Annotated in this window: 18 protein-coding genes and 1 pseudogene; 8 read left to right on the forward strand and 11 right to left on the reverse strand. The window is 69.3% G+C overall.

Translation table 11 applies throughout. The features are described from left to right. Nucleotides 1-103: 103 nt before the first annotated feature. The 5 genes from IZR01_RS20300 to IZR01_RS20320 all read left to right on the forward strand — a co-directional run bounded on the left by IZR01_RS20300 (nt 104) and on the right by IZR01_RS20320 (nt 4,499). Complete coding sequence (locus IZR01_RS20300) at nt 104-931, forward strand: MHYT domain-containing protein (protein WP_194924737.1); 828 nt, start codon at nt 104-106, stop codon at nt 929-931. An 80-nt stretch (nt 932-1,011) separates the two neighbouring features. Then, nucleotides 1,012-3,051: a sensor histidine kinase gene (locus IZR01_RS20305; protein ID WP_194924738.1), complete on the forward strand. Its 2,040-nt coding sequence runs from the start codon at nt 1,012-1,014 to the stop codon at nt 3,049-3,051. Then, entirely contained in the window at nt 3,048-3,527 is a 480-nt protein-coding gene (locus IZR01_RS20310; RefSeq protein WP_323747053.1) for a roadblock/LC7 domain-containing protein, read from the forward strand. The genes IZR01_RS20305 and IZR01_RS20310 overlap by 4 nt, the downstream gene beginning before the upstream one ends. Continuing rightward, a complete protein-coding gene (locus IZR01_RS20315; protein WP_194892799.1) occupies nt 3,524-3,913 on the forward strand; it encodes a DUF742 domain-containing protein in 390 nt (129 codons plus the stop codon). The genes IZR01_RS20310 and IZR01_RS20315 overlap by 4 nt, the downstream gene beginning before the upstream one ends. Continuing rightward, nucleotides 3,894-4,499 (forward strand): GTP-binding protein, encoded by a 606-nt coding sequence (locus tag IZR01_RS20320; RefSeq protein WP_194892800.1) that lies wholly within the window; start codon nt 3,894-3,896, stop codon nt 4,497-4,499. The genes IZR01_RS20315 and IZR01_RS20320 overlap by 20 nt, the downstream gene beginning before the upstream one ends. Before the next feature lie 219 nt (nt 4,500-4,718). On the opposite strand, the gene IZR01_RS20325 is transcribed toward IZR01_RS20320, so the two are convergent. The 11 genes from IZR01_RS20325 to IZR01_RS20375 form a co-directional block, all read right to left on the reverse strand. Then, the gene (locus tag IZR01_RS20325) at nt 4,719-5,762 is read right to left on the reverse strand and encodes a sugar kinase (protein WP_194924739.1); all 1,044 of its coding nucleotides are present in this window, start codon (nt 5,760-5,762) and stop codon (nt 4,719-4,721) included. Then, complete coding sequence (locus tag IZR01_RS20330; protein ID WP_194924740.1) at nt 5,759-6,391, reverse strand: bifunctional 4-hydroxy-2-oxoglutarate aldolase/2-dehydro-3-deoxy-phosphogluconate aldolase; 633 nt, start codon at nt 6,389-6,391, stop codon at nt 5,759-5,761. The genes IZR01_RS20325 and IZR01_RS20330 overlap by 4 nt, the downstream gene beginning before the upstream one ends. Then, on the reverse strand, nt 6,366-7,268 hold the full coding sequence (locus IZR01_RS20335; protein ID WP_194924741.1) for an aldose epimerase family protein: 903 nt from the start codon (nt 7,266-7,268) through the stop codon (nt 6,366-6,368). The genes IZR01_RS20330 and IZR01_RS20335 overlap by 26 nt, the downstream gene beginning before the upstream one ends. Continuing rightward, nucleotides 7,262-8,410 (reverse strand): galactonate dehydratase, encoded by a 1,149-nt coding sequence (gene dgoD, locus IZR01_RS20340; protein WP_194892804.1) that lies wholly within the window; start codon nt 8,408-8,410, stop codon nt 7,262-7,264. The genes IZR01_RS20335 and dgoD overlap by 7 nt, the downstream gene beginning before the upstream one ends. Next, complete coding sequence (locus IZR01_RS20345; RefSeq protein ID WP_194892805.1) at nt 8,410-9,117, reverse strand: FadR/GntR family transcriptional regulator; 708 nt, start codon at nt 9,115-9,117, stop codon at nt 8,410-8,412. The genes dgoD and IZR01_RS20345 overlap by 1 nt, the downstream gene beginning before the upstream one ends. Before the next feature lie 35 nt (nt 9,118-9,152). Further along, entirely contained in the window at nt 9,153-9,914 is a 762-nt protein-coding gene (locus IZR01_RS20350; protein ID WP_194924742.1) for an SDR family NAD(P)-dependent oxidoreductase, read from the reverse strand. A 28-nt stretch (nt 9,915-9,942) separates the two neighbouring features. Then, complete coding sequence (locus IZR01_RS20355) at nt 9,943-12,036, reverse strand: alpha-galactosidase (protein ID WP_194924743.1); 2,094 nt, start codon at nt 12,034-12,036, stop codon at nt 9,943-9,945. Further along, nucleotides 12,033-12,911 carry a carbohydrate ABC transporter permease gene (locus tag IZR01_RS20360; RefSeq protein ID WP_194924744.1) on the reverse strand — a complete coding sequence of 293 codons (879 nt, stop codon included), beginning with the start codon at nt 12,909-12,911 and terminating at the stop codon, nt 12,033-12,035. Before IZR01_RS20360 ends, IZR01_RS20355 begins: the two co-directional genes overlap by 4 nt. After that, entirely contained in the window at nt 12,911-13,864 is a 954-nt protein-coding gene (locus IZR01_RS20365; RefSeq protein ID WP_194924745.1) for a carbohydrate ABC transporter permease, read from the reverse strand. The genes IZR01_RS20360 and IZR01_RS20365 overlap by 1 nt, the downstream gene beginning before the upstream one ends. After that, nucleotides 13,861-15,147, reverse strand: a complete 1,287-nt coding sequence (locus tag IZR01_RS20370) for an ABC transporter substrate-binding protein (protein WP_194924746.1) — start codon at nt 15,145-15,147, stop codon at nt 13,861-13,863. The genes IZR01_RS20365 and IZR01_RS20370 overlap by 4 nt, the downstream gene beginning before the upstream one ends. 156 nt (nt 15,148-15,303) lie before the next feature. Next, nucleotides 15,304-17,469 carry a DUF8189 domain-containing protein gene (locus IZR01_RS20375; RefSeq protein WP_194924747.1) on the reverse strand — a complete coding sequence of 722 codons (2,166 nt, stop codon included), beginning with the start codon at nt 17,467-17,469 and terminating at the stop codon, nt 15,304-15,306. 782 nt (nt 17,470-18,251) lie between these two features. Here IZR01_RS20375 and IZR01_RS20380 point away from each other — a divergent pair. The 3 genes and pseudogenes from IZR01_RS20380 to nadE form a co-directional block, all read left to right on the forward strand. Next, entirely contained in the window at nt 18,252-18,812 is a 561-nt protein-coding gene (locus IZR01_RS20380; RefSeq protein ID WP_194924748.1) for a hypothetical protein, read from the forward strand. Between the two features lie 76 nt (nt 18,813-18,888). Continuing rightward, on the forward strand, nt 18,889-19,494 hold the full coding sequence (locus IZR01_RS20385) for a hypothetical protein (RefSeq protein ID WP_194924749.1): 606 nt from the start codon (nt 18,889-18,891) through the stop codon (nt 19,492-19,494). 363 nt (nt 19,495-19,857) lie between these two features. Next, a pseudogene (nadE, locus tag IZR01_RS50760) lies at nt 19,858-20,098 on the forward strand (NAD(+) synthase); the annotation flags it as partial.

Here is a 20,098-nt window from a genome sequence, read left to right on the forward strand (position 1 = left end):
AACCTTGCGACGCGCGCAAAAGGCGTGCCATTGTCTGTGCCCGGCCTGCCACCGCGAAAGACGCTCGATAAGAATCAACAGTGCAGGAGGCATCGTGGGACCGATGGGGTCGACGACCGAATTAGGCTTCGGATGGGTTACCCCGATCCTGTCGTATCTGATGGCCTGTGTCGGTGCCGCGCTCGGGTTGCGGTGTATGGTGCGTGCGCAGGCCGCGACCGGTCGCCGCCGACTCCGGTGGCTGGCGTCGGCCGCCGTCGCCATCGGAACCGGCATCTGGACGATGCACTTCATCGCCATGCTCGGCTTCTCCATCAGTGGTACGGCGATCCGCTACGACACCTTCCTCACGGTTGTCAGCCTCCTGGTCTCCATCGGCATGGTCGGGATCGGCGTCCTGGCCGTCGGCTACGGCCGCTCGCGGCGCCGCTCGGTCGTTCTCGGGGGACTCATCACCGGTATCGGCGTCGCCGCGATGCACTACATCGGTATGAACGCCATGCGGATCAGTGGGACGGTGCACTACGACGCGCGGATGGTCGCCGTGTCAGTGGTCATCGCGATAGTCGCCGCCACGGCGGCACTGCATTCCGCGCTGACCGTCTCCTCGCCGATCGCTGCCGTCGGCGCCTCGCTGATCATGGGTGTCGCGGTCAGCGCCATGCACTACACGGGTATGGCGGCCGCGCGGGTCGACGTCGTCGCCAACGGGGCGGCTCCCAACGGAACCTCCGGAACGGATTTCATCGTGCCGATGACGGTCATGCTCGGGTCGTACCTGTTCCTGGCCTCGGCGTTCGTTGCTTTGTCGCTGACCGCGCAGGAGGGCTCGGGTAGTGCGGCGGCTGGGCGACAGCGAGTCAGAACCCTGTCTAGTGCCGGACCTGGAGGTCTTTCTCCGGTGCCGACCGACCCGGCGCAGCACCGGTGAACGCGCGTAGCGCCGGCGGCCGACACCGGCGGGCAGAGTCGTTCGCTTCTCAGGAGGTTGCTTTAGCCGGGGCTCCGGGCGTGAGCGGAGTCGTCGTGGACGGCGCGAGTGCTCAGCCCTCGGGCGGCGCCGGCGGGTCCGGCGTCGTCCGGCACATGCTGCGGCCCCGCTCGGTCCGCGCGAAGATCGTGTCGCTGCTGATGGTCCCCGTGGTGGCACTCATGGCGTTGTGGGGTCTGGCCATGGTCACCGTGGCGGGTGACGCGCTGACCGTCCAGCAGGTCAGCAGAATCCAGGCGCGCGTGCAGGTGCCGCTCAGCCAGACGATCACCGCGCTGCAAGCAGAGCGGTCCGCTGTGGTCGGCCTGCTCGGGGGGCACAGGCCTGCGCCGACAGCGCAGGAGTCGGCGACGGACGCGGCGATCGGGTCGGTGCGCTCCGGTGTGCAGGCGGCGCACGTGGAGATCACGGGGGTGCCCTCCGTCGCCTCCAGCATCAATACTCTGATGGCCGACTTCGCCGGCTTGCCCGGACTCCGGGCCGGAGTCGCCACCGGAGCGATCCCGGCCATCGACGCCTACACCGCCTACACCGGCGCGGTCTCCGACGCGCAGGCCGTGCGAAGCACACTCGACGCGGTCCGTGCCACCCACACCGCCTCCACCGGCGTGGTCGTCGCCGCCTGGCTGGGTCTGGTCGCCATCGTCGTCAGCCTTCTGATATCGGTCCGGATCGGCCAGCGGCTGGTGGTCGAACTCGTGGTGCTGCGGGACTCCGCGCTCGATCTGGCCGGACGGCGACTTCCCGCGGCGATCGCCCGGCTGCGGTCCGGGCAGGAGATCGATCTGGCCCTGGAGGCACCGGTTCCGGTGGCCGGCGGCTCCGGAGAGGACGAGATCGGGCAGGTGACCGAGGCGCTGGCGGTGGTCCAGCATGCGGCGCTGCAGGCGGCGGTCGAGCGGGCCGAGGTGATCAGCGGCGTCGCGGGGGTCTTCCGCAACCTGGCCCGGCGCAGCCAGACCCTGGTCCACCGGCAGCTGGCGCTGCTGGAGACGATGGAGCGGCGGGTCGACGATCCCGGCGAGTTGGAGGACCTGTTCCGCTTGGACCACTTGGCCACGCGCATGCAGCGGCACGCGGAGGGCCTCATCATCTTGTCCGGCTCACCGCCGGGCCGCGGATGGCGTCGTCCGGTCCCGCTGATGGACGTCGTCCGTGCCGCGGCGGCCGAGGTCGAGGACTTCGCCCGGGTCGACGTCCGGCGGATGCCGCCGGTCGCGGTGGCCGGCGGCGCGGTGGCCGACCTGACCCACCTGGTCGCCGAACTCGTGGAGAACGCGACGGCCTTCTCACCGCCGCACAGCCGGGTGGTGGTCCGCGGACGGCTGGTCACCTCCGGCTGCGTGATCGAGGTCGAGGACCACGGGTTGGGCATGGGGCGGTCGGCTCTGCAGGAGGCAAACCGGCGGATCGCCGACTCACGTCCGGACGACCTGTTCGAGAGCGACCGGCTCGGACTCTACGTGGTGAGCCGGCTGGCTCGACGGCACGGAGTCGAGGTCGCGCTGCGTTCGAGAACCGGGGAGAGCGCACAAGAGGGTGCGCAGGGGACCGTCGCCATCCTGGTGCTGCCGGCGACGATGATGGCCGCCGACGACGACGCCGAGCCGCAAGACAGCATGCTGACACGTGCTGAGGCGTTGCTGGACGATGACGACACCGCCGCGCATGACAACGCCTCCGGGATCCGCCCTGACCGTGCCTCTGGTTCCCAGACCCCTGCGGATCCGCGTGTCGAACCGGCCTACGCCACGGCCGGCGACCCGCGTGCCGAACCGGCCTACGCCACGGCCGGACCGGCCTACGCGACAGGCGGACCGGCCTACGCGACAGGCGAGCCGGCCCATCCCGTCGGCGTGAACGGCCTTCCCCGCCGCGTCCGCCAGGCCAGCCTCGCCACCCAGCTTCGCGCGCCTCTTCCAGAGAGTCAGGCCACTGATACATCGGCCGACGCCGCCGCTCCGCGCCGGTCCCCGGAAACCGTCCGCGACACCATGACCGCGCTTCAGCAGGGCTGGACCCGCGGGCGCGGCGCGCCTGACCCGAAGGAGTACGCGTGACCAGCACGGCCACACCCGGGCGGTCCGAGTTGGGCTGGCTGCTCGATGAGCTGTCCACTCGGGTCCCGATGATCCGGCACGCCGTCGTGCTGTCGGCCGACGGCTTGGCGGTCGCCACCTCGGCGAAGATCTCCAGAGAGGACGGGGAACACCTCGCGGCCGTCGCCTCCGGCCTGCACAGCCTGGCCAAGGGCGCGACGCGGCACTTCGGCAGCGGACCGGTGCGGCAGACGATGATCGAGTTCGACCAGGGCTTCCTGTTCGTGGTCGCGGCCGGCGGCGGGGCCTGCCTGGCCGTGTTCAGCGACGCCGGGGCCGACGTCGGGCTGATCGCCTATGAGATGGCACGGATGGTGCGGCGGGTCGGCGAGCATCTGACCGCGCCGCCGCGCTCGGCGGCGACGGGGGAGTCCGCGGGCGAGGCGTCCGACTACCCGAGCCGCACTCCCGATGGAATGGGTGCGCCACCGGCGTGAACGACGACCCCGGACAGCAACGCTGGTACGACGAAGACGCGGGACCGCTGGTGCGGCTGTACGCCCTCACCCGCGGCCGCGCCCGACCGCGCCAGGAGGTCTTCGATCTCATAGCCCTGATCAGCGCGCCCCCCGACCCGGCCCGGTACCGGAACGACCCGACGCTCGGGCCGGAGCACACCGCGGTGCTCGACCTGACCGCGCGCGGTGCCCGCTCCGTGGCGGATCTCGCAGCGGACTGCGACCTGCCGATCGGGGTCACCCGCGTCATCCTCTCCGATCTCCTGGAGGTCGGGCTGATCCACGTGAGCCGGCCCCTGGTGCCGGACCGGATGCCGGACGAACGCCTACTGCAGGAGGTACTCGATGGACTCCGCGCGCTCTGACGGGCAGGCATCCTCCTACGTCGCCCTGAAGATCCTGGTCGCGGGCGGTTTCGGCGTCGGCAAGACCACCATGGTCGGTGCGGTGAGCGAAATCCGCCCGCTGCGCACCGAGGAACCCCTGTCCGAAGCCGGCCGCTCGGTCGACGACACGGCGAGCGTCAACCGCAAGCGCACCACCACGGTCGCGCTGGACTACGGCCGCATCACCATCCGCGAAGGCCTCGCCCTGTACCTGTTCGGCACCCCGGGCCAGGACAGATTCTGGTTCCTCTGGGACGAACTCGCCCAGGGGGCGCTCGGCGCGGTCGTGCTGGCCGACACCAGGCGGCTGGAGGACTCGTTCGCCGCCGTGGACTACTTCGAGCACCGCGACATCCCTTTCATCGTCGCGGTGAACAGTTTCGACGGCGCCCGCCGCTACCGCTGCGAGGAGGTCGAGCAGGCGCTGGACCTGGACCCCGGCACCCCGGTGGTGCTTTGCGACGCACGAGAGCGCGCTTCCGGGAAGGAAGTGCTGATCGCGGTGGTGGAGCACGCGAGCAGGCGTCACAAGGAGCGGCGGGCACAAAGGGCGCAAAGCGGGTGAGGTACGCCGGGAGGCCGAGGCGAACGCACTGAAGCAGTGGCTCAGGCTGCCGGCCTGGCCCGCCGGCATCGCGACGCTTGGCATCGCGACCCTCGGCATCGGCAACCCGTGCGGTACCGCCCCGCAGGGTCACCAGCGGTGGTGCTGTGGGTGCCGGACAGACTCGGCGCCGGTGATCGTGCCCTGTGACGCATGGCGATGCGGATGTCTGCTGGTTGATCACGCGGTCAAGGGGGTGCCGGCCCAGTCACGTGCTGACAGCCCAAGGTGTCGGTCAACGGTTGTGCGTGGTGGCAGTGGTCCGTGATCGCTGCTCACTGTGAGTGCCGAGGCTGCGGTGATGTGTCCGAGTCGGAGACACCGGTCGATGGGTTCGGCTTGCAGCAGCCCCGCGAGAAAGCCGGCTGCGAATGCGTCGCCGGCGCCGACTGGTTCGATCACGTTGACGGGTAGTGCGGGCACGCTCGTGTGCTTGTCGCCGAAGAACGCCGTTGCCGAGCGGGGGCCGTCCTTGACGACGAGGATGCGGGGCGAGGGAAGGAGGGTTCTGACGTCTGTGGGCTCGCGAAGGTCTGCTCCCCACAAGGCTTGTGCCTCGTCAAGCCCGACGAACACGATGTCGGCGGCCTGTGCCAGAGCGTGGAGTGGCTCGACGGGCGGACGTTGCCACAGGGCCGGTCTGTAGTTCACGTCGAAGCTGACGGTCGCGTGGGCGCCGGTCAGTGCTGACTCCACCAGGCGCCGGCAGTCCTCGGACAGGGCCGGGGTGATGCCGGTGAAGTGCCATAACGTCGCGGTGCGCAACGCCGGCTCGTCGAGGAGGGCCGGATCCATGGCGGAGGCTGCTGATCCGCGGCGGTAGTAGGTGACTTTGGTTCCGTTCCGGCCGTCGGCCTCGGGGTCCTCGAACGCGGGGTCCTCGAACGCGGGGTCCTTGAACACGGGGTCCTTGAACAGGAGCCCGGTGGGTCGGGTCGGGTCTGTCCGGGTGCCCGACACGTCGACTCCCGCGGCGCGTACGCGAGCCAGGATGCGGCGGCCGAACGCGTCGTCGCCGAGTCGCGAGATCCAGCGGGCACTGATGCCGTGGGCGGCGAGGTACATGGCCACGTTCGACTCGGCGCCGGCGATGTCGAGGTTGAGAGTGTCGGCCGTGTCCTGGGCCGAACCGTCGGGCGGGACGAAGGAGACCATCGTCTCGCCGACGCAGGCGACGATGTGCTCACCATCGCGAGTCGCCGGGCGCCACGGCGCATCCGTCATCGGGGGGCCTGCGCTGTGGCGCTCAGGAAGGCCTTGATCCGCGCGCGCAGGGCACCCGGGTCGCCGCCGTCCGCCGCGTCGCCGATCAGGGGGCTGCCGACGCCGACAGCCGGCGCGCCGTACTCCAGGTAGCGGCGGCCGGAGTCGGCGTCGACGCCGCCGACCGGGACGAAGGGCACGTCGGGGAACGGGGCTCGCAGAGCACGGAGATACTCCGGGCCGCCCATCGCCGCTGCCGGAAACAGTTTCACCGCGTCCGCGCCCGCATCCAGCGCGGCGATCACCTCGGTGGGCGTGAGCGCGCCGACGATCATGGGCAGGCCGAGGTCACGGGCCTGCCGGACGCCGTCGCCGAAGCCGGGGGTGACGACGAAGCCGGCCCCGGCGGCGTGTGCCCGGCGTGCGTCCTGCGCGCTGACCACGGTTCCGGCGCCGAGAGCCGCGTCCGGTCCGAGTTCGTCGCGCGCACGGGCGATGACGTCGAGCGCCTGCTCTGAGGTGAGCGAGACCTCGATCAGGCCGATGCCTTCGGCGGCGAGAACGCGGATGGTCTCCAGGGCGGCTTCGGCGTGCGTGCCGCGCACGATGGCCATGAGGCGTCGCTCACGCAGTGTGGTTGAAAGATCCATGGGGTTCGGTTCCCTCCTGGAGTCGGTGGGCGGTGATGGTCAACTGCCAGCGCACCTCGCCGGCCGCCGGCACGACGGCGCAGTCTTCGTCTGCCGCGTCGTCGAGGTCGAAGACGCGGCCGAGCATCGGCTCCACGCCGATGCTGCGGTAGGGGGCTTCGGCCGGGAACCCGCCGAGGTTGCGCCATACCGCGATCGACGTCGGCTGTCCGTCGGCGGTCACGGCCAGGTGCAGTCGGTCCGGGCCGTCCTCGACGACAACGCTGGGGGCGTTGATGACGGCTCCGACCGCGCTGCCGTCGTCGGGCCCGAGAGTGTCCATGCGCAGGCCGGCCGGCGTGGGCCAGGCCCCTTCGATCCACCGGGCGGCTGTCGGCCAGGGGCGGTCCAGGTGCTGCGCGGCTTCCGGGAACAGGCGCGTCGTCGGATTCCCGGTGATGCGCAGCCGGGCGTGTGTGTCAGCGTCGGCGTTGCCGTTGCCGTTGCCGTTGATGTCGAGCAGAGCGTGTGCGGCCCACACGAACCGGAATCCGGGCTCCGCGACCAGCCGGTAGTCCGCGACGACCGAGCCGGACGAGGTGTCGATACCGCGGGTGAGTTCGAAATCCGGGCAGCGCACCGCGTATACCAGCCCTGAGTCGTCGGCGGCGGTCCACGGGCGACTCCAGGCGTCGCCGTGGTCGGGCCGTCCGCGTACCGTCGGCACGCACTCCTCCAGCCCGCCGGCGTCGACGAATCCGTCGCCGGGGACCACCTGCGCACGGTGTGGTTCGTCCCTGTGCCACAGCCACTCCCGCCCGCCGCCGCGCAGGGATGCCCATCGGCCGCCGAGCGCGGGTTCGACCCGCACGGCCAGCGGAACAGTCCGGCTCACCATTCGGCCAGGGACCCGTCGTGATGACGCCACACCGGATTGCGCCAGCGGTGCGCCGCGTTCTGGTCGGCGGCGCGCACTGCTGCCTCGTCCACCGTGATCCCCAGGCCCGGTGCGGGTCCGCGGACGGCGTGGCCGTCGACGAAGCGGAACGGCTCGGGATCCACGACGTAGGAGAGCAGATCGGCCTCCTTGTCGTAGTGGATGCCGCGGCTCTGCTCCTGGATCAGCAGGTTGGGGGTGGCGAATCCGACCTGCAGGCTGGCGGCCAGGGCGATCGGCCCCAGCGGGCAGTGCGGGGCGAGCAGTGCCCCGAACGTCTCGGCGAGGGAGGCGATCCTGGTCACCTCGCTGATCCCGCCCGCGTGCGACAAGTCGGGCTGCACGACCGCGACTCCGGCTTGGAGCACGGGGAGGAATCCGGCCCGGCCGTAGATCCGCTCGCCGGTCGCCAGCGGCACCGGGCTGGCCTGGACCAGCGATGCCAGCGCGTGGTGATGCTCCGGGAGCACCGGTTCCTCGACGAACAGCGGCCGGATCGCAGCCAGTTCCGGCAGGATCCGCCGCGCGGTGGGCACCGTGACGCGTCCGTGGCAGTCGATGGCCACGTCGCGGTCCGGGCCCAGGGCCTCGCGGGCCGCGGTCGCGCGGGCCAGGACCGCGTCGATCTCCCCCGAGGTCGCGATCGGCGACATGCGTCCGCTGGCGTTCATCTTCACGGCCGTGAAGCCGGCGTCGACCTGCGCGGCGATCGCGTCGGCCAGTTCGGCGGGCTCGTCGCCGCCGACCCAGGCGTAGACGCGGACCAGGTCGCGGACGGGACCGCCGAGCAGGGCGTAGACGGGCGCGTCGTAGGCCTTGCCCGCGATGTCCCACAGGGCCTGATCGATTCCCGCGACGGCGCTGCTCAGGACCGGCCCGTCCCGATAGAACCCGGCCTTGGTCAGGACCTGCCAGTGGTCCTGGATGCGCAGCGGGTCCTGGCCGATCAGGTATTCGGACAGCACCTCGACCGCCGCGCGCACAACCTCGGCGCGTCCCTCGACTACGGGCTCGCCCCACCCGACGACTCCTTCGTCGGTCTCGATCCGGCAGAACAGCCAGCGCGGCGGCACCAGGAACGTCTCGACGCGGGTTATCTTCATCAGTCGTCCGTTCCCGGGTGGATCCGCTGTTCGTCGCTGGCCGCCTTGTCCAGCAATGCGCGCATCGCCTGCTCGGCAGCGCCGGCGTCCTGGCGGCGCACGGCGTCCAGCACCGCCCGGTGACTGGGCACCGGGTCGTCGGTGGTTCCCTCGGCCCCGTGAACGAGCTGGTCGCGGGCGGCCAGCGCGGATTCGAGTACACCCTGCATGCGGTCCAGGAGCTCGTTGTGGGTCGCGGACAGCAGGGCACGGTGAAAGGCGAGGTCTGATTCGATCTCGCCGGCCGAGTCGTGGGCGCCGGCCATCGCCTCGAGCGCCTCGTCCAGCCGGGTCAGGTCCTCCTCGGTGCGGCGCGAGGCTGCCAGGCGCACCGCGGCCGGTTCGATGATGCCGCGCACCTCGTCCAGGCTGCCGAGCAGCTTGGTGTCCGCCTGCGCGCTGAACTGCCAGCGCAGCACGTCCGGGTCGAGCAGGTTCCACTCGGATCGTTCCCGTACGAAGGTTCCGCGCTTTTGCCGCGCGCCGACCAGGCCCTTGGCGGCCAGCACTTTGAGGGATTCGCGCAGCGCGGTGAGGCTGACGCCGAGCTCCCGCTGCAAGGCCTCGATGTCGAGAGTGGCCCCTTCGGGCAGCTCGCCGCTGAGCACGCGGCGAGCGATGGCGTCCACGGTCTGGCCGTGCAGCCCGCGATTCCCGTAAAGCGACATGTATTACGCGTCCTTAGTTGCTAGTTTTTCCAAGCTCACGCTGACGCCTTGGCGACCGACCAGCCGCCGTCGACGACCAGGGCCGTCCCGGTGATGAACGAGGCCCCGGGACCGGCCAGGAAGGCGATGGCCGCCGCGACCTCCTCCGGCGTGCCGAACCGGCCCGCCGGCGTCGCCCGCACCGATTGTTGCCGGTCGGCCTCCGGTACCCGGTCCCACGCACCAGTCATGATCGGGCCCGGCAGCACTGCGTTGACCCGGATACTCGGCGCGTATTCGACGGCGAGCTGCCCGGCGAGCGCGACCAGCGCTCCCTTGGTGGCCGCGTAGGCGGGGTGACCGGGAATGCCGAATCGGGCGTGCACCGAGGAGACCAGCACGACGGCGCCGCCGCCTTCGCGCAGATCCGGCAGCACCGTGCGCACGCCGAGGAACGCGCCGGTGAGATTGACCCCCAGCTGCCGGTCCCACGAGGCGCGGCTCGTCTCATGGACAGCGGCGACGTCGACGGTGAAAGCGTTGCTGACCAGGACGTCGACCCGGCCGTAGGCGCGCGCCGCGGACCGGACGCGAGACCAGTCGTCCTCGTCGGCGGCGTCGGCCTGCACGAATGTCGCGCGGCCTCCGAGCTCGCCGATCCGCCGGGAGACCGCCGCGCCGTGCTCGCAGACGTCGGCCAGAACCACGGCGGCGCCGTGCGCCGCGAGCCGTTCCGCGGTCGCCGCGCCGATGCCGGACGCCGCACCGGTCACGATGGCGACGCCTCCGGTGAAGCCGCCGGGCCCCGACTCGCTCATACCCGTACTCCCGTCTTGTTCGCAGACATCAGCATCGCCGTAGCACCACCGCGTCGGCGTCGAAGTCGGTGCGCCACGCGCAGGGCAATCCCGCGTGCAGTAGATGAGCGCCGCTGTACGTCGAGCCCGTCGCTTCATCCTGGTACCGCGCAGCCGGTTCCAGTCCGTGCAGCCGCAGCCGGTCCGGGCGTCCGGGAAGCTGTGGCAGACCATTGAGTAGCCCGCTGTTCCAGGCCAGGACGATCTCGTGTGACCCGTCGGGCGCGGAGTACTGCACGCCGCAGGTGTCGTCACTCGGTGCGCCGAGCAGATGCACGGCGCCGTGATGGATCGTCGCACGCCACTTCTTGTACCAGGTGATCCAGCGCGCGGCCTCGGCTCTCTGCTCGACCGTCCAGGCTCTGATATCCGCGCCGATGCCGAGGACGCCGGCCATGGCGGTGACGAACCTGAATCGCGGCGACCGGGGCCGGGTGTCGAAGAACCCTGCGGAGTCGGTCACCCAGGAGCTCATCACGTGAGGGGAGTGGGCGTGCAGGAAGCCGTGCTGGATGGTCAGCCTGTCCTGGGGACCGGTGTTGTCGCTGGGCCAGACGACGTCGGTCGCGGCGATCGCGGCCGCGTCCGCACGTCCGCCCCCGCCTGCGCAACCCTCGATCATCACGTGCGGGTGTCCGGTGCGCAGTGCGGCGAGGATGTGGTGGTAGTTGGCCACGTGTGCGGCGTCCAGGTCAGCGGGGCGTGGCAGTGGGCTGACCGGTCGTCCGCGCTCCGTCGGCGGTCGGTTCATGTCCCACTTCAGATAGCTGATCGGGTAGTCGTGCAGCAACTTGTCGAGCCACGTCAGGACGTGCTTGCGGACGTCGTCGCGACCCAGGTTCAGCAGCAGCTGGTTTCGGATCAGCGTCGCCGGGCGGCCTTCGACCCGGTAGATCCAGTCCGGATGGTCGGCGAGCAGGCGGGAGCCGGGGCTGACCGCCTCCGGCTCCACCCAGAGCCCGAAGTCCAGGCCGAGATCCCGAATCCGGCCGATGAAGGCGCCGAACCCGTCGGGGAATGCGTCGCGGTCGGGTTCCCAGTCGCCAAGGCCTGATGTGTCGTCCGGTCGGTTGGCGAACCACCCGTCGTCGACGACGAACAGCTCGGCGCCGATGGCGGCGGCGGTTCGGGCGAGTTCGAGCTGTCCGTCCTGCTCGACGGCGAAGCCGGTGGCCTCCCACGAGTTGTAGAGGACCGGCCTGGGGCGCCGGCCGCGCGGCCCGCTCTCCAGCCGCTCGTGGGTGTGCCAGACGCGGGCCAGGCCGCCGAGCCCTTCGGCACTGAACGCGAGCAGCAGCTGCGGCGTGATCAGCGTGCCGCCGGCCGGCAGGAGCACTTCGCCCTCGTGCGGCTCGCGGCCGGCGCGCAACCGCAGCAGGCGGCCGGAGTCGACCGAGGCGTCGATGTGCCAGGATCCTGACCAGGCCAGCGAGATTCCCCAAGTCGGTGTGGCCGGGCCGGCCGGCTGCGCGGCGTCCTGCGCGGCGATCCAGGGCGCGTACTCGTGCCCTGACACACCTTGGGTGCTGCCGATGGCGAACGTGCCGCGTTCCACCTGGATGTGCTTGAGCTGGAATTCCTGGACCCACTGGCCGACCAGGTAGGTCAGCCGGGCGCCGCCGGGCACCGGGATGTTGACGGCCGCCGAGTCCAACCGGGCCAGCAGCAGGTCGTCCGCACCGACGCCGGTCAGCTCGACCCAGCGCCGGATCACGTCGGTGTCGGGAACGGTTTCGTAGCACAGCACCGCTTCCAGGCCGAGCAGGTCGTCGAGGAAAGCCAGGCGAAGCCCGGCGCCTTCGGTCGGCTGCTCGCCGGCGAACTGCCACCAGCTGCCGCGCTCCCCGCCCGGCCGTCGCACGTCCAGCTCCGCCCCGCCGAACGGCCGCAACCCGAACGGCAGGTACTCGGCGGGAGCGGCGTCGGCCGCTGTCCGGAATGGGGTGCGGCCGTGTCCGGCCAGCGGCGACGGGCCGTCCTCCACGCCCCGTGGCCCCCACGCGGACAACTCGGCCCAGCGGCCGTGATCGGGCACCTCGACGGTGTAGGAGGTGTTCGCGGTGCGCAACGTCCAGCGGTTCACTTGACGCCTCCCAGGTTCAAGCCGCCGATGAAGTGGCGTTGGAAACGCAGGAACACGGCGACCGTCGGGATCGCGGCGATCACCGAGCCGGCGGCGATCACGTTCCAGTACGACACGAACTGGCCTTGCAGGCCCAGCAGCGCGGGCGTGACCGGCATCTTGGTCTCGCTCACCAGCACCGTGATCGGCCACAGCAGGTCGTTGAAGACCCAGGTGAACGACAGGGCGCCGAGCGCGGCCAGGGCCGGGCGGGTCAGCGGCAGGATGATCCGCCAGTAGATGGTGAACGGCCCGGCGCCGTCCAGGAGCGCCGCCTGCTGGATCTCGGCCGGAATCGTGCGCATGAAGCCCTGGAGCACGAACACGTAGAAACCGAGGCCGAAGCCGATCTCCACCGCGATCAGCGCGGCGAGCGAGTCGTGCAGCCCGAACAGTTCGGTCAGCTTGGCGACCGGCACGAGCAGGATCTGCGGGGGCAGCAGGTTGCCGCCGAGCATCACCAGCAGCAGTGTGCGGCGTAGCGGGACCTGGTAGCGAGCCAGAGCGAACGCCGCCATCGAGGCCAGTAGCAGGGTCAGCGCCACCGCCGGGATACTCACGATCGCGCTGTTGATCAGGGCCTGCTTCAGGCCGCCGTCGTTCCACGCCGAGGCGAAGTTGCCCGGTGCGAAGGAATGAGGAACGGAGTTGAGGCCGTGGCCCAGCACATCATCGGTCGAACGCAGGCTGATCACCAGGATCAAGGCGATCGGGGCGAACCACAGCAGCGACAGGGCACTGGCTCCGGCGTGGAAGCCGAAAGTACGAAGGCGACTGCCCAGCGGTCTGTGTCCGTGTCTGCGGGCGCCGGCGGCCGGCGCGGCGGTGAGGGCCATCAGTCGCTCTCCTTGAACGCGCGGACCAGATAGCCGACGATGACGCCGAAGGCGAGCACGAAGATGGCCACGGCCAATGCGCAGCCGTATCCGAAGTCGGTGTTCACGAAAGCTGTCTGGTACATGTAGGTGCTCAGTAGCTGCGAGGAGTTGTAGGGCCCGCCCTGGGTCAGCGCCCAGACCACGTCGAACGAGCGCAGCGAGTCGATGACGATGACCGACAGGACCACCGCGTTGACGCTGCGCAGCTGCGGAAGGGTCACGTTGCGGAACTGCTGCCAGGGCGAGGCGCCGTCGACTTTCGCCGCCTCGTACAGCGCCGGGTCGATGCCCTTGAGCCCGGCCAGGTACAGGACCATGACATAGCCGATCTCACGCCACAGGGCCGGCACTATCTGCGCGTACAGCGCTGTGTGCGGATTCGCCAGCCAGGCGTGCTGCCAGCCGCCGAGCCCGACCGTTGACAGCATGCTGTTGATCATGCCGTTGGGCTGGTAGAGGGTCTGCCACATCAGCGCGGTGGCGGTGAGTGAGAAGACCACGGGCAGGAACAGCGCGGCCCGGTAGATGGCGATGCCGCGCCGCTCCCGTTGCAGGAACATCGCGCAGCCGAGACCGCCGGCGGCGGATATGCCGCCGAACAGCACCAGCCACAGCGCCGTGTTTGTCAGGGCCTTGTGGAACACCGGGTCGCTGACCATCCGCCGGTAGTTGCCCAGGCCCGCGAAGGTCGGCGCGTTGACGCCGTTCCAGTTGGTCAGCGAGATGTAGAAGCCCTGGATCGCCGGCCAGAACACGCTGACCGACTCGACCAGGAGGGGAACCAGGACGAACGTGATGATGACCGGGGTCGGGCGCAGCGGCCCGCCCCGACGCGGCCGACGCGGCCGACGCGTCCGGCGCTGGGCCGCGGCGTTGAGCGCAGGCTGTGCCGGGGTCGTGGCCAGACTCATGCCGTCTTCCACACCTGCTCGGCCTGGGTCTGCCAGGTGGACAGGATCGAGGAAAGCTTGCCGGGGTTCTGCAAGAAGTTGGTGAGCGCGGTGTTCGCGGTGTTCTGTAGCGCGTCGGAGGAGTCGCGGTTGAAGAACTGGGTCAGGGCCGAGGCGCCGGCCAGCATCGTCTGGCCCTTCTTGGCCAGCGGCGAGGTCGGCGTGGCGGCCTGGGGATTGGCGGGGATGACGGTCCCGGACGAGGTCTGGGTCCACATGTTCTGGGCGTCGGGCTTGGCCATCCAGGTCATGAAGTCCAGGACCGCGGCGGAGTTCCCGGTCTTCGCGCTGGCGAACAGGCCGTCGGTCGGTGCCTCCTCGGCGTCGGGGACCGAGGCGTCGATGACCGGGAACTTGAAGAAGTCCAGGTCGTCCAGCGACCCCTTGGGCGCGGCGTCGGCGAAGAACGCGCCGGTCAACAGCATGCCGGTCTGACCCTGGATGAGCTGGTTCGAAGCGGCCTGCCAGGTGACCGCCGTGCCGTTCGGGTCGAAATAGGGCAGCGCCTGTTTCCAGGTGTCGAAGACCTTGCCGACTTGCGGGTCGGTGAAGGCGTGCTGTCCTTGCAGCAGGGCCTGGTGGTACTGGGCGCCGTTGATGCGGATATTGAGGTAGTCGAACCAGGCTGAGGCCACCCAGGCGTTGCCGGTTCCGGCTCCCAGCCCGATGGGGGTGACGCCCTTGGATTTGATGGTCTGGCACAACGTCAGGAAGTCCGACCAGGTCTTGGGCTCGCTCAGGCCCCATTCGGCGAACTTGGACTTGCGGTAGAACACGCCCCACCAGTAGTAGCTGGTCGGCACGAAGATCTGCTTGCCCGAGGCGTCGGTGCTCAGGGCCTTGAACGCCGGCGGGTAGTTGCCCATGGTGTTCCAGACGGAGCTCACGTCGAGCAGCAGACCGCGCTTGGAGTAGTGGTCGGCGTCGTTGCCGGCGTACCAGGTGTAGATGTCCGGCGGGTTCGCGGAGGTCAAGTACGTCGGCAGCAGCGGCTGGTAGGTGGTGGCGGCGATGGTGTTGAGCATCAGGCTGTGCTTGCTCTGCTTACCGTAGGCGGCGACCAGCGCCTGCATGGCTTTCTCGGCGAGCGGGGAGGACAGGTCGGACTGAAGGGTGACCGCACCGCCGGTCTGGGTGCCGGCCGATGATTTGGTGGCCGTGGCGCACCCGCCGAGAGCGGCTGCGGCGCCGACCGCACCAACCCCCTGGAGAAGGTTGCGGCGCGAAAGGCTGTAGCTGGACATGGCTGCTCCCTGAGAGAAGAGAGGGTGGGGGAGGGGTAGCGGGCTTCTGCCGGTGGGTAGGCCGGAGCCCGAACGCGGGGTGTGAATCAGAGCTCAGAGCTCGAAGTTCAAAGCTCAGAGTTCGAAGCTCAGAGTTCGAGGCTCAGAGTTCAGATCTCAGAGCTCGATGGTGTGGACGTGAGCATCGATGCCGCGGTAAGCGATCTCGGCGTGGCCGTCGTCGCCGGCCGCCGCGCCGAACGCGCCGTTGAAGGTGTCGCTGGTGAATTCGCTGCGCTTGAACCATCCGCTCCACGAGCCGGAGGTCAGGTTGTTCTCCCAGGCCGTGTAGTCCGAGGCCCGGACGAACAGGTAGACGCGGCCCAGCGTCTCCAGCAGCGTCGGGCTGGCGCTGACGGTGCCGCCGAGGCCGGTCCAGCCCGACCATCGGCCGTCGGCGGTGGACGTGTCGAGCCAGACGCTGTCGTCGTTGGCGCGTATCGCGACGTAGGTGGTGGTGCCGTCGGTGACCGCCGAGGGCCGGCCGTACACCGACAGGCCGGACGGGGTGCCGATGGCGTTCCAGGCGCCGGACGCGGTCAGCGTCCAGATCTGGCCGTCAGTCCCGGTGCCGGTCAGCGTCCAGGCACTCGGGCCGGTGTACGCCACGGTCGGGGCGTCGGCGAGGTGGCCGCCGAGCGCTGTCCACCCGCCCCACGAGCCGCCTGCCGAGGTGCGCCGGTACACCTGGGAGTCGGTGCCGAGCACGAACAAGTCCAGCGATCCGTCGGACGCCGCGTAAGCGGCCGGCTGGCCGACGATCTGATCGCCGACCGGTCCGCCGAGGCTCGTCCAGTCCCCGGACCAGGAACCCGAGCTCGTCGTGCTCTGCTCCCACAGTGCGCCGTCGCCGCCTCGGGCGAACAGATGGGAGTCGGTGTCACTGACATGGACCAGCGCCGGATCCGCGCTCACCTGGCCGCCGGCGCTCGTGCCGGGCAGCGCGTCGGTGCCGGACAGCAGCAGCATCGCGGTGCCGTCCGCTGGGACCGTCGTCGTGTAAGAGGACGTATACGAGCCGAGGTCTCGCCGTGCCGTGAGGTCCCGCACCGACACGCTGCCGCCGAGTCCCGCGTGCGCGAACTGGACACTCATGCTCTGTGCTGAGCCCGAGCGGTTGAGCAGGACCACCGCACGCCGCCCACTGCCGGACATGACCTTGCTGTAGACCGTACTGGTGGAGGTCGAGTCGATCGGGACGCCCTGGACGTCCAGCGGATCCTGATCGACGGCCAGGATCTCCGGGTTCTTCAACACATCCAGCATGCTCTGCGGCAGCGCGCGCGGGTCGGAGCCGAGCACCAGCGGCGAGGCCATCTCGGCCCACAGCTCGAACTGGGCGGTCGACTGCGTCTGGTCGAGCTCGTAGCCGCCGCCGGACAGCGCGCGCATCGGAATGAGGTAGTCCGGGTCGTTGTAGTGGCCGGGACCGTTGGCCTCCGGGTGCGCCTCGTTGTCATCGGCGTTGCGCAGGACGTCCGCGAACTCGCCGGCAGTCGGGCTGCCGAAGGCGATGTCCGTGTCGGTTCGCCAGGAGTCTGCGATGGTCGGCCCGAAGGTGTAGTTGTTCCCGGCGTAGTACGCCGACGGGTTCGGCTTGCCCCATGCGGCGGTCAGCGGATTGCACAGTGCCAGCAGCATCTTCCGTCCGGACTGTGCGACCGCCTGGCTGAACTGCGCGTAGGCCGGCCCGGGGTCGGTGTCCTGCGCGATGCCGCACAGGAAGTCAACCTTGATGGCGTCGATGCCCCAGGACGCGAACTGATTCGCGTCCTGCTGATAGTGACCGCCGCTGCCCAGGCCGCAGTTCGTGCCGTCGTAAACGCCGGCATCGGTGTAGATGCCCACTTTCAGGCCGCGCGCATGCAGCCAGTCCACCAGCGCGGGGACGCCGTCCGGGAACGCGGCCGGGTTGGCGACCAGATCGCCGTGCGCATCACGCGGTGTCGAGGCCTGCCAGCCGCCGTCGAGCCACACGTAGTTGTAGCCGGCGCTGGCCAGACCGGTGTTGATCAGCGAGCTGGCGACGTCCTCGACCGAGCTCTCGGTGACCGCGCCGCCGATCGAGTAGTACGTGTTCCAGCCCATGTAGGGGGTCGGAGCCAGGCCGCTGTCGTAGTAGGCGGGCGACCTGTGGACGCTGGACGTGCCCGCAGAGACAGCGGGCGTCGCGGTGGGGCCCGACGCGGCTGCCTCGGCCGGTGCGGCCGTCGCGAGAAGCGCGCCGACGGTCACCGCGGCCGCGACCGCGGCCGACCGTCGCCTTCGAAACGTTCCTGACATGCTCGAATCTCCGTCATCGTCGACCGATATGCCCTCCCCGCCGCAGCGCTCCTGGCGGGGAGTAGGTAGGACGATGGCGCACCCGGCCCGGCCGCGTCAAGATTAATTAATAAAATAGTGATTAACCGGCTGGCGCTGGCCCGCCGCGCGGTCGAACGCCAGCCGCCACGGCCCCGGGAAGCGGCGGAGGTGTGAGGCGGCGTGGGTGTGGTCACGCGGCGGCGTCCGGACGGCGAGTGGACCGTGGGCCAGGCGCTCGCCTTCTCACCGATTCGTCGATCAGCTGTCGGTCAGCTGATGGCGGGCACTGATTGCCGGCGATCGTGTGGCTCGGATTCGCGATCCTTGCCGCGGCTTCTCGATGACGCGAACCAGGGGCGTTCGGACGTACTACTCGCCTTCAAGCGGTGGTTGGTTCCCTCGGATTCGGACGAGCCGATTCCAGATCCTCGGCTAGCCAAGATTGCACTGGGATGGGCGTGGGCAGTCTCGTGGGCAGTCTTAGGTCGCCCAGGTGTGAGAAAGCAGGTTAGTAAATTCAAGCTGACTGTTGATTTGATCGGAAACCTGATGACTCCTGAGGGAAAGGGCTCCTTCGGGCGGGTGGATATCTTCGACGGGGAGCGTCATCACGATTTGAACCTTGTCGTGAGGCGTGCTGCTCGCCAGGTGGAGCGGGCGAACCGTTTAGAATGATCCGCCTGAGGATGGCCTTTACTGGATTTGTGGCAACACGTGGAGCGGAAGTGTTAGGAAGAACGGTTACTCGGGCCTCGTTCGCCGTGAGCTCGAGCAAGGAGGTCACAGTCCGGAACAAGACTAAGGCGATTGGGGCGATCGGCCTTGGCTCGGTGGCTGCCGGCGCGCTTCTGATCGGCGCTTTTGTCGCGGTCGCCAAGGGGAACACCTCCGCTGCCTTCGTGGGAACGCCGATCGGCGGGTTCCTCTTCTACGTCTGCTGGCTTGTCGGGTGGCGAGCAACGATCCGGCTCAGGCCTGAGGGGATCGTCATCGAGAACTGCATCGTCCGGCTCATGGTGCCGTGGCGTTTGGGGCGGCAGTTCGTGGTGTCGTCTGGCATCAAGCTGCGCCTGCTCGACGGGCGGATGTTGTCCCCGTGGGCTTTCCAAGGCTCCCTGGGAGCTCAGCTCAACGGGTACTCGGCATTCAAACCGATCCGGGACCGCCTCCAAGAGGAGAGCGACAAGATCGTCCTTTCCGCGCCGGTGGGTGCCGCGTCAGCTGAGTACCGTTGGCGACTGCAGCTGCCCGACTTGTGGATCCCGCTTACCTTCATCGGGGTGAGCGAGGCCGTCGTGGCCCTGGCGTACCTCCTCAGCTGACGATTCACGATCCTTCGCGAACTGTAGAAGCGTCCCTGCGCTGGGGATCGTCGGGTTCGTTCGACGCAGCGGTGTGATGTTCGCCGACGTGTGTTCAGTCGCCCATTCGGCCCGCACTGAGCCCGGACCAGATGTCAAACTGCTCAGCCGTGCGGTTGGCGCGGCCATCGTTTCCGGCGTTGTTCAGCGCCTCTATCCTGTGACTGCGGCGGTCGTGGCATCCGTCGGGTGGCGCCTGTGGGGCGGGGAGACGCACAAGGTCAGTCAGGCGGCGGCGAAGGGTGAGGTCACGCGGGCGCTTGACTCCATGGTCCAGGCCACTGGCGTCAGCCGCCAGAACTACACCTCGGCCGTCGCCCTCCAGCGCTGCGACAACGGCGTGGGCGGGTACGACGGCTGGGAGGTGTATGCGGGAGGCGCATTCGAGCATCAGACCCAGGGCGGCGCTGTTGCGATGGCCAACGTCCTGAGTGCCTATCTGCGGCGGGCCGGCTATTCGGGTGTCAAGCAGACGGTCGATGCTCAGACGGTTCGCGTTGACGGTACTAAGGGAGGCGTCGCGGCAGTTTTGCACTATGACGCCTCGGATGGCCTCGATCAGATCATCATCACCGCCGGGACCGGGTGTGACATTGTTCCAGATCCTGCTGATACCACTGCCGTGAGTAAGATCATCGGCTGACCGGTGCGGAGCGCCGATGGTGCTTCGGCGTCGACGCTCGGGCGGGAGCGCCGCTGAAGCGGGCTGTCGTGTGTCTGCGCCTTAATCGTGCCCGAGCTCGGGCGCTGGGCTTGCTAGCGCGAACCTGACCAGCCTCTTATCAGGGGACTGCGAGCTGTTGCCGGAGACTGGTGTGCAGGTTCGAATCCTACCGGTGCACATTGTTTGACCAGTGGCGGAGCGTTGGGGGTGCTCCGTCGCCGGTGTTCTGCCGACTGGTTTGCCCCGTTTCGGCGGGGACGGTGCGGTGCGGTGCCGGGTGGGCGCGTAGCCTTCTCTTGATCCGTCCGGAGTTGATCCATCCGCAGCGTCCAGGGAATTCCATTGAACTTCTGGTCTATCTACCAGCACGGGTTTGCGCGTGTGGCCGCGTGTACGGGGCACACGGTTGTTGCTGATCCGCTTGCCAATGTCGAGGCTGTTGTGCGTTTGGCTCGGCGGTGTGCCGATGACGGGGTCGCGGTGGCGGTGTTTCCTGAGTTGTGCCTGTCTGGGTACTCGATTGAGGACCTGTTGTTGCAGGATGTGGTGCTTGATGAGGTTGAGGTGGCGGTGGGGGAGGTGG

Origin of the sequence: Catenulispora pinisilvae (genome assembly GCF_015356865.1) — a bacterium.
In the GTDB taxonomy this organism is placed as follows: domain Bacteria; phylum Actinomycetota; class Actinomycetes; order Streptomycetales; family Catenulisporaceae; genus Catenulispora; species Catenulispora pinisilvae.